The organism is Marinococcus luteus (genome assembly GCF_034497705.1).
Lineage (GTDB): Bacteria > Bacillota > Bacilli > Bacillales > Marinococcaceae > Marinococcus > Marinococcus luteus_A.
The window spans coordinates 58,380-73,396 of sequence record NZ_JAXRUV010000003.1; the positions used below are offsets into that span (position 1 = coordinate 58,380).

The window sequence follows — 15,017 nt, forward strand, 5'->3', positions numbered from 1 at the left end:
GGTTCGGGGGTTATTATTATACCTGAAAGAGTCTGCGGCGGAAAAAAGGCTTGAGGGTTGAAATTAGAGTCAATTAGCGTTATATTTCTTCATATTCAGATATTTATGTCCGGTAATTGTACCGTGTATCTATTATAAGGTGGAAAGGCGAATAAGGGTGATTCCATGACGATTGATGAAGTAATGGAAAAAGCGGGCGTTTATTTATCCGAAGCGAATGTCGCTTTTTTGGATAAAGCTTATCATTATGCAGAAAAAGCCCATCAGGAACAATACCGGAAGTCAGGCGAGCCTTATATCCTGCACCCTATTCAGGTAGCCGGTATTCTAATAGAACTGCAGTTGGATCCTGATACGATCGCGGCTGCTTTTATGCATGATGTGGTTGAAGACACAGAAGTGACCGTCGAAGATCTCGAACGGGAATTTAACAGCGAAGTTGCCATGCTTGTCGATGGTGTCACGAAGCTGAAAAAAATTAAATACAAATCGAAGGAACAGCAGCAGGCGGAAAACCACCGCAAGATGGTGGTTGCAATGGCCAAGGATATCCGGGTGATCCTGATTAAGCTTGCAGACCGCCTGCATAACATGCGGACCCTGAAGCATCTTCCACCGGAAAAACAGCGCCGCATTTCTAACGAAACATTGGAAATTTTTGCCCCGCTTGCTCATCGATTAGGTATTTCCACAATCAAATGGGAGCTTGAGGACACGGCGCTCCGTTACCTCGAGCCCCAGCAGTATTATCGCATTGTGAATTTGATGAAACAAAAGCGCGCCGAACGGGAAGAATACATTGATCAGGTGATTGATAACATTCAGGAAAACGTGAATGATTTAAAAATCAATGCCGAAATGTACGGGCGGCCGAAGCATATTTACAGCATTTACCGAAAAATGGTGAAGGATAAAAAGCAGTTTAATGAAATTTATGACCTGCTGGCTGTACGTATTATTGTTGATAGTATCAAAGACTGTTACGCTGTGCTTGGAATCATTCACACCTGTTGGAAGCCGATGCCGGGCCGGTTCAAGGACTATATCGCCATGCCGAAGGCGAATATGTACCAGTCCCTTCATACGACCGTCATCGGGCCGAACGGTGAGCCTCTTGAAGTACAGATACGCTCCAGGGAAATGCACCGTATCGCCGAATTTGGTGTAGCAGCTCACTGGGCGTATAAGGAAGGCAAAGACGCGCAGAACAAACAGTCCCTTGAAGACAAGCTCACCTGGTTCCGTGAAATTCTGGAATGGCAGGATGATACGCCGGATGCCCAGGAGTTTATGGAATCGCTCAAGATCGACTTATTTTCCGACATGGTATTTGTGTTCACGCCAAAGGGCGATGTCATTGAGCTTCCGCGGGGGTCAGTCCCGATTGATTTCGCCTACCGGATTCATACGGAGATCGGCAACCGGTCGATTGGGGCAAAGGTGAATGGCAAAATGGTGCCGCTCGATCATGAGCTGACCACCGGTGACATTGTAGAAATGCTTACGTCCAAGCATTCCTACGGACCAAGCCAGGATTGGCTGAAGCTGACGAAAAGCTCTCATGCCAAAAACAAAATTAAACAGTTTTTCAAAAAAGAACGGCGTGAAGAAAATATTCAAAAAGGCCGTGAAATGGTGGAGCGCGAGCTGCGGGCGCAAAATTACGAGCCAAAAGAGATATTAAACGAAGAGAACCGGCAGGAAACAGCCGACAAATTCAGCTTTTCCAACGATGAAGATATGTTTGCGGCAGTAGGGTATAACGGGGTCAGTCCGAAGCAGATCGTTACAAGGCTGACTGACCGGGCCCGCCAGGAGCAGGAACAGGCGGCTGAACAAAAGTCTGTAGCTGAAGCTGTCAAAGACGTACAGCCGGCAACGCCGACGAGAAAGACTGGCGCCGGAGTGAGAGTGAAAGGCGTCGATAATCTGCTCGTGCGCCTGTCGCGGTGCTGTAACCCGGTTCCCGGTGATGAAATTGTAGGCTTTATTACGAAAGGTAGGGGCGTTTCCGTGCACCGGAGCGACTGTCCAAATATTAAAAACGAAGATTCAGAACCGCGTCTATTGTCTGTGGAATGGGAAGGTGCGGCTGAGAAGTCGAAAAACTATAATGTGGATATTGAAGTGACCGGCTATGACCGGCGCGGGCTTTTAAACGCTGTGCTCCAGGCGGTGACTGAAACGAAAACCAACATGAGCGCTGTCAGCGGCAAAGCAGATAAGAACAAAATGGCTATTATTCACGTGACAGTAAATATCAGCAATACCGATCATCTGCGCCGGGTCGTGGATAAAATTAAGGGGCTCCCTGACATTTATTCCGTACGGCGGGTGATGCATTAACGATTTGCAGGAAAGAAAGGGTCGTTCATCGTGAAAGTGGTACTGCAGAGAAGCAAAGAGGCGGCGTGCCGAGTTGGGGATGAAGTAACAGGGGAAATATCTTCAGGACTGGTGCTTTTTGTAGGCATTCACGGAGAAGATACGGAAAAGGACCTGGCGTGGATGGCCGAGAAGGTGAGCAATCTCCGTGTATTTGAAGACGAAGCGGGGAAAATGAACCGGTCTGTGCTCGACGCGGGCGGCCGCGTGTTATCTATTCCGCAGTTTACGCTCTATGGTAATACGCAGAAAGGACGCCGGCCGAACTTTATGGAGGCGGCCTCGCCAGAGCAGGCCAAAGCGTACTACCTCCAGTTTAACGATCTTCTCGCAGAACAAAGTGTTCACGTGGAAACAGGTGTATTCGGCGCGGATATGGATATATCTCTTACGAATGACGGCCCGGTGACACTCATACTGGATTCCCCGAAAAGCCAGGGAAATGGTTGACAATCCCCGGGAAGATTCGTAAGATTGTTTTACAGAAGAACAGCTAAAGCCGATGATAAAGAAAGTAAACAGCGCGGCAGAATGCCAGAGAGGAAGGACCTGAGGCTGGAAGTCCTTCTCTTTCTCCCCTGTTGAAAGACACTTTGTAGGTTTTATTTCGAATGCTGACGAGCAGCCGGTAGGAATAAACGTACGCCTTCGTTACAGGCATAAAGTGGAAACGAGTGTCGTTTCAATTAGGGTGGCAACGCGGATTAACCGTCCCTCATGATTCATGAGGGACGGTTTTTTTATGTGGAAAGACTGAACATATTAAGGGAGGAAAGAGCATGGCTTATCGAATTCCAAGAGGGACCCAGGATATACTGCCGGGTGAGTCGGAAAAATGGCAGTTTATTGAACAAAAAATAGACGATATCTGCAGCCGGTTCAACTACAGTGAAATAAGAACCCCTGTTTTTGAACAAACCGAGCTGTTTGCACGGGGAGTGGGGGACTCCACGGATATTGTACAAAAGGAAATGTATACGTTCGAAGACAAAGGCGGAAGACAGCTCACACTCCGCCCGGAAAATACGGCTTCCATCGTGCGTTCCTACGTAGAAAACAAAATGTATGGCTGGCCCGGACAACCGGTCAAACTGTATTACACTGGGCCGATGTTCCGCTATGAGCGTCCGCAGTCCGGGCGCATGAGGCAGTTTGTGCAATTCGGCGTGGAAGCAATCGGAAGTGCGGATCCTGCGATTGATGCAGAAGTTATCGGTCTTGCCATGCAGTTTTATGAAGAAATGAATCTCAAGGGCCTTAAGCTGGTTGTCAATAGCCTGGGGGACAAGGAGAGCCGGGCGGCTCACCGCGCGGCGCTTGTTTCTCATTTTGAGCCCCGTATCGGAGAATTCTGCAGTGACTGCCAGGAGCGCCTGCACACCAATCCGCTCCGGATTCTGGACTGCAAAAAGGATAAAGACCACCCGCTGATGGCGGATGCGCCTTCTATTCTTGATCACTTAAATGAAGAGTCAAGCAGCTATTTCAACCAGGTGAAAACAATGCTTGATGAAATGGGCATTCCTTACGAGGTGGATGCGAACCTTGTACGCGGTCTTGATTATTACACCCACACGGCCTTCGAAATTATGATTGAGGGAGAAGGCTTTGGTGCGATTACAACGCTTATGGGCGGTGGCCGTTACAATGGGCTGATCGAGGATATTGGCGGCCCGGACACGCCTGGCATCGGCTTTGCGCTTAGCATCGAGCGTCTGCTGATGGCGCTCAATACCCAGAACGTAGAGCTGCCGGCAGAAAAAAACCTGGACTGCTACATTGTGGCAATGGGGGAGGAAGCCAAAAAGCGCTCCGTTTCCCTGGTGCACGAGCTCCGGAGGGCAGGCATCAAAGCCGATAAGGATTACATGGACCGTAAAACAAAAGCCCAGTTTAAAGCCGCGGACCGTACGAACAGTACCTTCACCGTTGTCATTGGCGACGATGAGCTGGAAGCAGAAGCAGTTAACATTAAAAATATGGAAACCGGCACGCAGGAAGAAGTGCCGCTGTCGGCATTTATTACTACTATGCAGGAACGTACAGGGAGGAAAGCACAATGATAGGACGGACGCATCATTGCGGAGACATTCAGGAAGCACTGATAGGCGAAAAAGTACGATTGAAGGGCTGGGCCCAGACCCGCCGGGATTTGGGCCAGGTGGTATTTATTGATCTCAGGGACCGTTCGGGGATCGTGCAGGTAGTAGCGACTCCGGAACAGTCCCAGGAGGCACTGAACGCAGCGGAAAGGGTCCGCAGTGAATACGTGCTCGATGTAGAAGGAATTGTCGTACAGCGCGATGAAGAAACGTACAATGAAAAAATTCCGACCGGAAAGGTGGAAGTCCGGGTTGATAAGCTTTCAATTATGAATGCCTCAAAGCCACTGCCGTTTCAAATTGAAGCAGATACTAATGTTTCTGAAGATGTCCGGCTCCGCTACCGCTACCTTGATCTTCGGCGGCCGGATATGCAGGAGACGTTCAAACTCCGGCATCAGACAACCAAGTTTATCCGCCGTTTTCTCGATGACCGTGATTTTTTCGATATGGAAACACCGATGCTCACCAAAAGCACGCCTGAGGGTGCACGAGACTATCTGGTGCCAAGCCGGGTCCACCCCGGGGAATTTTATGCTCTGCCACAGTCCCCGCAGCTGTTTAAACAGCTTTTAATGGTCTCGGGATTTGAGCGTTATTACCAGATTGTACGTTGTTTCCGGGACGAGGACCTGCGGGCTGACCGGCAGCCAGAATTTACCCAGGTGGACATTGAAACAGCCTTTTTGGAGACAGAGGACCTTTTCTCCATGATGGAAACAATGATGGCCGGGCTGTTGAAGGAAACGCGCGGGGTCGACATTGAAACACCATTCCCGCGTATGACGTATTATGAAGCGATGAACCGGTACGGATCCGACAAGCCGGAAACAAGATTTGGCATGGAGCTTGTAGAGCTGACCGATGTTTTAAAGGACAGTGATTTTAAAGTATTTAAAAATGCTGCGGCTTCGGGAGGCATCATTAAAGGGCTGAACGTCAAAGGTGTGGCTAACCAGATGTCACGGAAGGAAATTGACGATCTGGCAGAATTTGTGGCTGCATACGGGGCGAAAGGGCTCGCCTGGCTGAAGGTAGAGGAAAATGAACTGAAAGGCCCGGTTGCGAAATTCTTAAGCGATGAAGAAACAGTATCGCTCCGGGAAGCGATGGGAGCAGAAGCAGAAGACCTGCTGTTCTTTGGAGCAGACAGCCACCAGGTGGTATGGGATTCTCTTGGCGCTCTGCGCCTAAAATTCGGAAAAGAGCTCGACATGATTGACCGCAGCACCTTTAATTTCCTTTGGGTTACAGAATTTCCGCTGATGGAGTATAACAAGGACGAAGACCGCTATGTAGCGATGCACCATCCGTTTACACGGCCAGTGGAGGGCGATACCCACCTGCTTGAAAAAAAGCCGGAAGATATCAGAGCGGAGGCTTACGACCTCGTGTTGAATGGTTATGAAATTGGCGGGGGATCGCAGCGTATTTATGAAAAAGATCTGCAGGAAAGAATGTTTACGGCTCTTGGATTTAATAAAGAAGAGGCGAAAGAACAGTTCGATTTTCTTATGGAAGCCTTTGATTACGGTGCACCGCCACACGGCGGCATAGCGTTTGGCCTTGACCGGATTGTTATGATCCTCGCAGGCAGAAATAATCTGAGAGATACGATCGCCTTCCCGAAAACGGCGAGCGCAACTGATCCATTGACTCAGGCGCCTGGGAAAGTCAGCAGCAGACAGCTTGATGAACTGCATCTTAAGCTCGATGTGTTTGAAAAAGAAGATGCAGACGAATAAAAAGCTATAAATGGTCAAGCTGATGAAACTGCTCAACAAAAGCACCGGGGTCTGAATTAATCTGAAAAGTGCGGATGCCCTGAATCGTGTGAATGTAAAGAAAACCTATTTTTCCAGGTTCATAGCGGTAGGAAACGTCGAGCACTTCCTTGAGAGGATAAGAAATTTCCTGATCGTGGCCGTAAGAGATTTGATCTTCTTTTAAGCAAAGGGGAATTTCCACAGGGACCCTTTTTTTCTGAAAATCCTCAATTACGTGTTCTGTATACGTTGCATTAAGCCTGGCTAATGTTTCTGTCATCATCGGCTCCTTTTAAGGCTCTGTGCACCTTAGAATGTTGTAGTAACGTTCTTGACCGAATTATACGAAAGTGCTAATATATAATCAAACAATGTGAAGAGTCCTGAGGTGTTCGTGAAGCACTGATCGTTTTGAGCCAACACATTCACATTGGGAGCCTGTCGTCTTGTTCTGGATTACAAGCCTCAATGTTTGGGGAAGTATGAACGAACAAGCAAGGCACCCACCTGCCATGAGCAGGTTCAAAAACAAGTTCGTTTGACGGCACATTGGGACTCTTCCTGTTTTATTTAAATTGTTATGCATCCTCCGGCGCGTGAATAGTGCACCGGAGGTTTTTTACATAAACCCGGCGAAACTAATGAACTGTTATGGCAGTAAGAGAAACGCAGGTGAACATACATTGAGAAAACTCCGTTCTAAGCTTCTGGTAATCACCTTGATCATAACAGCGCTTCCGCTGTTAATCTTTGGGGTGGTTTTGTTCGAATCCCAGCGTTCAGAAATGGAATCCCAGCTTGAGGGTTCTTTATTTTCGTTATCCAATAATCTGTCATTAACGATGGAGAGCGTTCTTTCGGAACGAATGAACGACCTGGACATGATGACGATGAATCCTGTTTTGCAGGATGAGAATGCAGAGCCTTCCGATATACGAAACGAGCTTGAACAAATGGTGGACGCGGAAAGTTTATATATGGGTATTGTTTACATAGATACGAATGGAGATATTGTTACGTCCACCCGGGATGAAGTGATAGGCAAAAACGTCTCCGACCGAGTATGGTACCAGAAGGCACGGGAGGGCAATCCAACGCTTGAAGAAGCGTTTATAGATCCAATTTTAAAGCAGCCAATTATTCCTCTCGCAGGACCGGTGGAAAATGATGCAGGAAATGTGATGGCTGTCATTTCTCCCTCGATTAATGAAAATGCGCTGTGGGAAGTGCTCTGGCAGCGCCTGAATAAAATGGGCGAGCATGAACGTTTTTCCGGGCAGGCCTTTGTCGTTAATAATGAAGGGGAGTATATTGCATACCCGAACTCGGGCTATGTGCTCGAGGAAAGCTTTCTTGAAGAGCAGGGAATGGAAGAAAATTCTATTGAAGAACTGATCGCAGGGAAGGAGGATCAGCTGATTGAGCACGGAAATGATGTTTCCGTAGTTACGCCGGTGGAGAATGTAGGGAGCCTGGCAAATGAATGGTACGTCGGCTATACGGTGCCCAAAAGCGGATTCTATGCGAATCTCCGGCAGCTCGTATATAGCTACTTGTTTGTTTTCAGCATTGTTTTAATCATTACGGTGTTTGCCGTTTTTAAGCTGTCCAAATATATCGTGCATCCTGTCGAGCGCCTTGCAGAAGCGACAAGCCGTTTTGCAATAGGCAAAAAGGTGTTTCCGCTGCAGACCAACGCTTATGAAGAAGTGGATGTGCTGACTAAAACATTTAATCATATGTCAGAGCAGCTTGAAGAAAGAGAGCGGGGGCACCGCCAGTCCACGATGATTCTGGAAACGACAGATAATGGAGTAATAGCTGTCTCCAGAGATTTTACGAATATTACTACGTTCAACGCGATGTGCGAAAAGCTGTTTGGAATTGACCGGAAAGAAGCGCTTGGCCACTCCGTGCAGCAGGTAATGGAAAAATCTGAAGACTTCCGCATGTTCGCCCGGGAAATAGAAGCACACCGTCTGAATGACATGCAGCTTGAGATGAAAGAAATCGAAGCGCCTATCAACGGGAAAAAACGTACCTTTCTAGTGAACATGACCATTCTCCCTCCCATGGACGCCCGGGAGTCCTCTGAGGGCATTGTACTTATATTTAACGATATTACTGAAAAGAAAGACATGGAAAATGAGCTTGTCCGAAGCGAAAAGCTGAAAATGGTAGGGCAGCTGTCTGCAGGCTTTGCACATGAAATCAGGAATCCACTCACAACTATTAAAGGGTTCGTGCAGCTGTTCCGCCAGTCGGCAAAGAAAGAAAAGGATATTCAGCATTACGATTTAGTACTGAATGAAATTGACCGAATGAATAGCATTGTGGAGGATCTGCTTGGTCTTGCCAGACCTACAAGCTCCGGAGATGAAGACGGTATTCAGGTAAATAGTCTGCTTGAAGAACTGCTCGAGCTGTACAGTCAGCAGGCTGTAAAAAACAAAACATTCATTTATACGAATTTTGATGATCTTCCGGAAATAATCGGAGATCGAAAGAAATTATCCCAGGTGTTTGTGAATCTGATCAAAAACGGTCTGGAAGCGATGCCGGAGGGAGGCGTGCTGCGGGTGGAAACATCCATGCACTGGACCGAAGAGCCGTATTATGAAGTGAAAATAAAGGATACTGGGAGCGGTATGAGTGAAGAGCAGCTGCAGAAAATCGGAAATCCTTTTTATACGACCAAATCAAATGGAACTGGTCTCGGGCTGATGACCGTGTTTCAAATTGTGGAGGATTTCAAAGGGACGCTGGAGGTCGATTCCGCTCCTGGCAACGGAACCGAATTTAACGTGCGACTCCCGGCACACCTGGCCGGAGAAACGATGAGCAGTGACAGCCAAAATGCAAATTAAAGACGCCTCCACTTAAGGCGTCTTTTTTGTGTAAACCCCGTTTTGACAGGCAGCATCGCAGGTGGCTTATGTTTTCTTCTTTGCGGGTTTGATTTGACGGTACACGTCCGCCAGCGCTTTTTCAAATTTGCTGTTGTTTTTCGGTTCGTAATACTGCTCGTTTTTAAGCTTGTCCGGCAGGTACTGCTGCGGCACCCATCCCCGTTCGTCATTATGCGGGTACTCATACTCGTTGCCGCGGCCAAGAGCCCCGGCCCCTTTGTAATGGGAATCCCGAAGGTGCGAGGGAACGCCCGGCGTGCCTGCTTTCAGCATCGCCTCCCGTGCTGCGTCAAGCGCTTTATAAGCGCTGTTTGATTTAGGGGAGAGGCAGAGCTCTATAACGGCATCTGCGAGCGGTATTCTTCCTTCCGGAAAACCCAGCCGTTCGGCAGCTTCAACAGCAGCAAGAGCTCTCGGACCGGCCTGGGGGTTGGCCAGCCCGATGTCCTCATAGGCGGTGACGATAAGCCGGCGGCCGATGCTGATTAAGTCCCCTGCTTCAATTAAACGGGCGAGGTAATGGAGCGCGGCATCAGGATCACTGCCCCGAATGGATTTTTGAAAGGCGGAAAGTACATCGTAGTGGTGGTCGCCATCTTTATCATGAGTGAAACGCTTCTGTTGAATGCACTCCTCAGCGACACTCTGAGTAAGGCGAATGATGCCGTCATCGTCCGGCTTCGTGCTGAGTACGGCAAGCTCAAGCGCGTTAAGCGCAGCACGCACATCGCCGCCGCCAGCTTCAGCCAGATGCGTTTGTGCCTCCGTGGTTATTTCTGTCCGGTACGCGCCCATCCCATTCTGCGTATCACGGAGACTACGTTCGATTAGCTGCTTCATTTCTGGTATGGAAAGAGGCAGCACCTCAAATATATGTGTGCGGCTGCGTATTGCCGGGTTAATAGCATGGTAGGGATTGGCAGTAGTGGCTCCAATCATGATAATTAATCCGCTCTCAAGGTAGGGAAGCAGAAAATCCTGTTTTGTTTTATCAAGCCGATGCACTTCATCCATAATGACAATCAGCTGGTCTGACATTTTGGCTTCCTGCACGGCGAGTTCCATATCCTTTTTATTGTTCATAACGGCGTTCATTTTTTTATAGGCAATATCTGTACTTCCTGCGATGGCAGAGGCAATCGATGTTTTTCCTGTGCCCGGGGGCCCGTATAAAATCATGGAGGAAAGTTTCTTTGTTTCCACCATACGAGCAATCATTTTGCCTTCCCCGAGAATATGCTCCTGACCGGCGACTTCTTCGATAGAGCCAGGACGCATCCGGTAGGCAAGAGGCTGTTTGGATGACATGTAGTTTCTCCTTTCGTAAACAGTTCACGTTGAAATTGTATCACGTTTTCTCTTATATGAGGATGAACAGCAGACTGCAGGTATGATATACTGACATTAATTCCAACTGTTTTTATCAGCATTAGAAGCTGGACAGCCAAATGACAAAGCAACTAACCAATCAACGCAGGATCATTGAAGATGTAACAGGTACTCACAGGCCTGACAGGAAGGGATGATGGCATTGAAAATTTCAACTAAAGGCAGATACGGATTGACGATTATGATGGCGCTTGCGAGAAAGCATGGGAGCGGCCCTACATCCCTGAAATCCATCGCACGGGATCATAATCTTTCCGAGCATTATTTGGAGCAGCTGATTGCTCCGCTTCGAAACGCAAGCCTCGTTAAAAGCGTCAGGGGGGCCTACGGCGGCTATATGCTTTCTAAAGAACCGGCCGAAATCACGGCGGGTGATATTATACGTGTCCTTGAGGGCCCAATCAGCCCGGTCGAGGTCCTCGATGACGAAGAGCCGGCTAAACGGGACCTGTGGCTGAAAATCCGGGATGCTGTGAAGGACGTCCTCGACAGTACTACGCTTGATTATCTGGCGGAGTATCAGGGCGACGAAGAACAGGAAAATTATATGTTTTATATTTAAGCTCTGAAGCCCGAGCGTATATATACGAAATCTCCATGCTGCGTAAGAGCATGGAGATTTTTATGAGCATATTTTAGAATGGGTGACTGGATGATTTTTTATTGCAATGTAAAATGCTTCCGGCAGGGTTAAAGATCGTATTTAAGCGCAAGCTCAGCCGCCCGGAGCCTGGTATCGACTGTTTGATGATCTTCAAGCATCTCCCTGACCGTTTCAATCGCTTTTCCTTTCAGAACGCCGCCGCTGATAAACGCTACATCAAATATGATTTCATTCAGCACATCGAGGTGATGGGTTAAGTCTGTGATAGTTTTTGGCGAGCGCAGGGAGGCCTGCAGCTCTTTACTGAAATCATTACGGTTAAGCGGCTCTTTGTTGAAAAACCAGCTGACGGTCTTCTGATGGGGATAGCCGAGGCCCTTTTTCTGATTATCAACGTTTGGCACATAAATATACTGCGAGGTGACTGTGCAGAAATATACGTCACGGTTATTGTCGTCCGGCACAATCACGAGGTCGTCTATCTTCATCTGGGAAATAAAATTATACACATTCGTGGCGCCTTCATCCATATCAAAGCGGGCTAGTTCCTTTTTGACCTTTTCGTAGCTGAGGCCATTCAGGGATTTGCCAATAGGATAGCCAATAGCGATAAAGTCATATTCCAAAAAATTATGCAGCTGGTTGGTGCCGTTAGGTAAAGGCCGGAGCATCCAAACATTTTTCACTCACACATCCCGCACTTTCATAAAATAATAGGAAACAAAATACATATTACACGGGAAACGAAAGCATAGGCAAGGAAATAGACAAAAAAACTCCTATTTGTTAATGTAAAAAATAATGTTATTCCGATTATATGAAATAACTCCATTAGGAGGAGAAGAAATATGCCTGCTATTTACGCAGATCATGCAGCCACGACGCCGCTTCATCCAGAAGTGGCAGAAGCTATGATCGATTCCATGAAAAAGCCGCCTGGAAACTCTTCGAGTGTCCACGAGTACGGGCGGAGGGCCAGAAAAAGACTCGACGGGGCCCGCCGTACGGTGGCGTCCTCCATAAATGCAAGTCCGAAAGAGATCGTATGGACGAGCGGAGGCACAGAGAGCAATAATCTGGCGCTCCGCGGTTTTATGCACGCCAACCAGGAGAAAGGGAACCACCTGGTAACAAGTGCCATTGAGCACCATGCTGTATTGCATACGGCCCAGGCGCTTGAGAAAGAAGGATTTCAGGTCACATACGTCCATCCCGATGAGCAGGGCATCGTTTCGGCGGAAAAAATTATGGCAGCAGTGACTGAGGAGACGGTACTGGTTTCATTAATGTATATAAACAATGAAACAGGAGTGGTACAGCCGGTCCATGAAGCTGCTGAAAAGCTTTCGGAAAAAGGTATTGCCTTCCATACCGATATGGTGCAGGCTTACGGACAGCTGCTGTTTGACGTGAAGGAAACACCGGTGACGATGGCAACAATGACGGCCCATAAAATTAACGGTCCTGCAGGAGCAGGAGGTTTATTCGTTCGTCAGGGCACCAAAATTCGTCCGGAATTAACGGGCGGGGAACAGGAAAGAAAACGTCGGGCAGGCACGGAAAATGTCGCTGCCGTCGAAGGCTTCGCCAAAGCTGCTGAGCTGCAGATGAACAGTCTGGAGAAACGCCGGCAGGAGCTCGAATCGCTCAGGGCGGCATTTTTAGCCGAGATTGACCGCAGCGGGATCTTTTATCAAATTAACGGCGAGTATGCAGAAAAAAGTCCGCATATTGTAAATGTGTATTTCCCTGGAATTCAGCTCGAATCATTTCTTGTGCAGATGGATATGGAAGGTGTAGCTGTTTCAAGCGGGTCGGCATGCACGGCTGGGACTGTAGAACCGTCTCACGTCCTTGAAGCAATGTACGGCAAAGACGCACGTATCTATGAATCTGTCCGGTTCAGCTTTGGGTATGGAAACACCGTGGAAGATATGAAAACCGCGGCGCACACGGCAGTGAAAATATGCCGGAAAATGGAGAAAAAGGAGGCTTTGAAATGACCAGTGAAGATACACGGATTGTTGTAGGAATGTCCGGGGGAGTGGACTCCTCCGTTACGGCCGCTCTATTAAAAGAGCAGGGCTATGAAGTGATCGGTATTTTTATGAAAAATTGGGATGACACAGATGAGTCGGGGATGTGTACGGCAACGGAAGACTATGAAGACGTAATTGCGGTATGCAACCAATTGGATATCCCCTACTACGCTGTGAATTTTGAAAAAGAATACTGGGACCGGGTCTTTACGTACTTTCTGGAAGAATACAAAGCCGGCCGTACCCCGAATCCTGACGTGATGTGCAACAAAGAAATTAAGTTTCGAGCTTTTATTGACCACGCGTTTAATCTCGGGGCAGATTACGTCGCGACCGGGCACTACGCACGTGTCGAACACACCGAAAGCGGGACGTATCTTCTGCGCGGAGTGGACAACAACAAGGACCAGACGTATTTTTTAAATCAGTTAAGCGAAGAGCAGCTGAGCCGCGTGCTGTTTCCACTCGGAGAGTATGATAAGTCTGAAGTACGGAAAATGGCGGAGGAGCGGGATCTTGAAACGGCTGGGAAAAAAGACAGCACTGGAATCTGCTTTATTGGAGAGCGGAATTTCAAGGATTTCCTGCAGGAGTACCTTCCAGCCCAGCCAGGTAATATGGAAAGTCCTGAAGGAGAAGTGAAGGGCCGCCACGATGGTTTGATGTACTACACGCTCGGCCAGCGCCAGGGGCTTGGTATCGGCGGCTCCGGTGAACCATGGTTTGTCGTGGACAAAGACATGGAACGTAACGTTTTGATTGTCGGGCAGGGCGGCAATCATAAGCGATTGTATTCCGAGCAGCTGACTGCCTCTGAACCTAACTGGATTCATGAGCCGGAAGTTTTTCCATTTTCCTGCACTGCGAAATTCCGGTACCGCCAGAAAGACCAGGGCGTTACCGTCCATCAAAAAACAAATGGAGAACTGCTCGTAGAGTTTGATGAACCGCAGCGGGCGGTTACTCCGGGACAGGCTGTAGTCTTTTATGACGGGGATGTATGTCTTGGAGGTGCAACAATAGAAGAAGCGATGATGAAGGAAAGCGTTGCAACGTAACGTTTTCCTTTTTCTTGGTTCTTACTGTTTGCCGGTAAGGCTTTTCAATCACCCGGGAACGTGAAATAATACAGAAACAAGACTTGAAAAGGATGATAGTATGGATAAAAATCAGCAGGCAATGGAGCATTTACAAAACGGGGATTTTGAAGAAGCGGCAAGGCTTTTGAATGAGCAGATGGAAGCGGAGCCGAATGACCCTGTCGCGTACATAAACTTTGGTAACCTTCTCGCCGAAGCTGGGGAAGATGATAAAGCCATCCGTTTTTTCACGAAAGCACTGCAGATAGATGAAACAGCAGCCACAGCCTACTACGGGGCTGGCAACGTATTATATAACCGCGAAGAGTACGCTGAGGCCATTACGATGTATAAAGGAGCCCAGCAGCAGGGGCTTGAAGACTCGAGTCTGTTTTTCATGCTCGGGCTGAGCTACCTGCAGTCCGACCGTCTTCCGTATGCGATTGCTAACTTCAAGCGCTCCGTGGAGCTCGATGAATCGGATGCCGAAGCCAGATATTATTACGCACTGTCGCTTGCCCAGCAGGAGGAAGTCGACCAGGCGGAAGCAGAATTTAAAAAAGTGGTGGAGCAGGATCCGGACCATGCTGATGCCCACTATAATCTGGGAGTGGCTGCTCTGTTTAATGAACGGGTGGAAGAAGCGCTCAGCTTCTTCGAGAAAGCACTTGAAGCAGAGCCTGAACACGCTTTGGCAGAGAACGGCAGACAGCAGGTTCAACAGCTGCTCAGCGAAAAGTGAGG

General features: G+C 48.3%; 12 protein-coding genes, 1 other RNA gene and 1 other annotated feature. Of the genes, 10 read left to right on the top strand and 3 right to left on the bottom strand.

The genetic code is table 11. The features are described from left to right. Window positions 1-165 precede the first annotated feature (165 nt). From Q9M42_RS06545 to aspS, 4 genes are all read left to right on the top strand, one after another. Window positions 166-2,346, top strand: coding sequence for a RelA/SpoT family protein (locus Q9M42_RS06545; RefSeq protein ID WP_322525709.1), 2,181 nt, complete (start codon window positions 166-168; stop codon window positions 2,344-2,346). 30 nt (window positions 2,347-2,376) lie between these two features. Further along, window positions 2,377-2,835, top strand: a complete 459-nt coding sequence (dtd, locus tag Q9M42_RS06550) for a D-aminoacyl-tRNA deacylase (protein ID WP_322525710.1) — start codon at window positions 2,377-2,379, stop codon at window positions 2,833-2,835. A gap of 43 nt (window positions 2,836-2,878) precedes the next feature. Next, window positions 2,879-3,104 (top strand) — a binding site (T-box leader). A 60-nt stretch (window positions 3,105-3,164) separates the two neighbouring features. Continuing rightward, window positions 3,165-4,448 (top strand): histidine--tRNA ligase, encoded by a 1,284-nt coding sequence (hisS, locus tag Q9M42_RS06555; RefSeq protein WP_322525711.1) that lies wholly within the window; start codon window positions 3,165-3,167, stop codon window positions 4,446-4,448. After that, window positions 4,445-6,232 (top strand): aspartate--tRNA ligase, encoded by a 1,788-nt coding sequence (gene aspS / locus Q9M42_RS06560; RefSeq protein WP_322525712.1) that lies wholly within the window; start codon window positions 4,445-4,447, stop codon window positions 6,230-6,232. Before hisS ends, aspS begins: the two co-directional genes overlap by 4 nt. 4 nt (window positions 6,233-6,236) lie before the next feature. Here the strand turns inward: aspS and Q9M42_RS06565 are convergent, their stop codons facing one another. Further along, entirely contained in the window at window positions 6,237-6,533 is a 297-nt protein-coding gene (locus Q9M42_RS06565) for a hypothetical protein (RefSeq protein ID WP_322525713.1), read from the bottom strand. 97 nt (window positions 6,534-6,630) lie between these two features. Between Q9M42_RS06565 and ssrS the strand changes: the two genes are divergently transcribed. Together ssrS and Q9M42_RS06575 are read left to right on the top strand one after the other, a co-directional pair. Beyond that, a non-coding RNA gene (gene ssrS, locus Q9M42_RS06570) (6S RNA) lies at window positions 6,631-6,813 on the top strand. Window positions 6,814-6,936: 123 nt separating this feature from the next. Beyond that, complete coding sequence (locus Q9M42_RS06575) at window positions 6,937-9,120, top strand: ATP-binding protein (protein ID WP_322525714.1); 2,184 nt, start codon at window positions 6,937-6,939, stop codon at window positions 9,118-9,120. Window positions 9,121-9,186: 66 nt separating this feature from the next. Here the strand turns inward: Q9M42_RS06575 and Q9M42_RS06580 are convergent, their stop codons facing one another. After that, on the bottom strand, window positions 9,187-10,470 hold the full coding sequence (locus tag Q9M42_RS06580) for a replication-associated recombination protein A (RefSeq protein WP_322525715.1): 1,284 nt from the start codon (window positions 10,468-10,470) through the stop codon (window positions 9,187-9,189). Between the two features lie 223 nt (window positions 10,471-10,693). Between Q9M42_RS06580 and cymR the strand changes: the two genes are divergently transcribed. Continuing rightward, window positions 10,694-11,113 (top strand): cysteine metabolism transcriptional regulator CymR, encoded by a 420-nt coding sequence (cymR, locus tag Q9M42_RS06585; RefSeq protein WP_322525936.1) that lies wholly within the window; start codon window positions 10,694-10,696, stop codon window positions 11,111-11,113. Between the two features lie 128 nt (window positions 11,114-11,241). Here cymR and Q9M42_RS06590 read toward each other — a convergent pair whose 3' ends face one another. After that, window positions 11,242-11,826 (bottom strand): hypothetical protein, encoded by a 585-nt coding sequence (locus tag Q9M42_RS06590; protein WP_322525716.1) that lies wholly within the window; start codon window positions 11,824-11,826, stop codon window positions 11,242-11,244. 177 nt (window positions 11,827-12,003) lie between these two features. Here Q9M42_RS06590 and Q9M42_RS06595 point away from each other — a divergent pair, with 177 nt between their 5' ends. The 3 genes from Q9M42_RS06595 (at window position 12,004) to Q9M42_RS06605 (ending at window position 15,015) form a co-directional block, all read left to right on the top strand. Continuing rightward, window positions 12,004-13,158, top strand: a complete 1,155-nt coding sequence (locus Q9M42_RS06595; protein ID WP_322525717.1) for a cysteine desulfurase family protein — start codon at window positions 12,004-12,006, stop codon at window positions 13,156-13,158. Beyond that, window positions 13,155-14,252 (top strand): tRNA 2-thiouridine(34) synthase MnmA, encoded by a 1,098-nt coding sequence (mnmA, locus tag Q9M42_RS06600; RefSeq protein ID WP_322525718.1) that lies wholly within the window; start codon window positions 13,155-13,157, stop codon window positions 14,250-14,252. The genes Q9M42_RS06595 and mnmA overlap by 4 nt, the downstream gene beginning before the upstream one ends. A gap of 100 nt (window positions 14,253-14,352) precedes the next feature. Further along, window positions 14,353-15,015 carry a tetratricopeptide repeat protein gene (locus Q9M42_RS06605; protein ID WP_322525719.1) on the top strand — a complete coding sequence of 221 codons (663 nt, stop codon included), beginning with the start codon at window positions 14,353-14,355 and terminating at the stop codon, window positions 15,013-15,015. Window positions 15,016-15,017 lie beyond the last annotated feature (2 nt).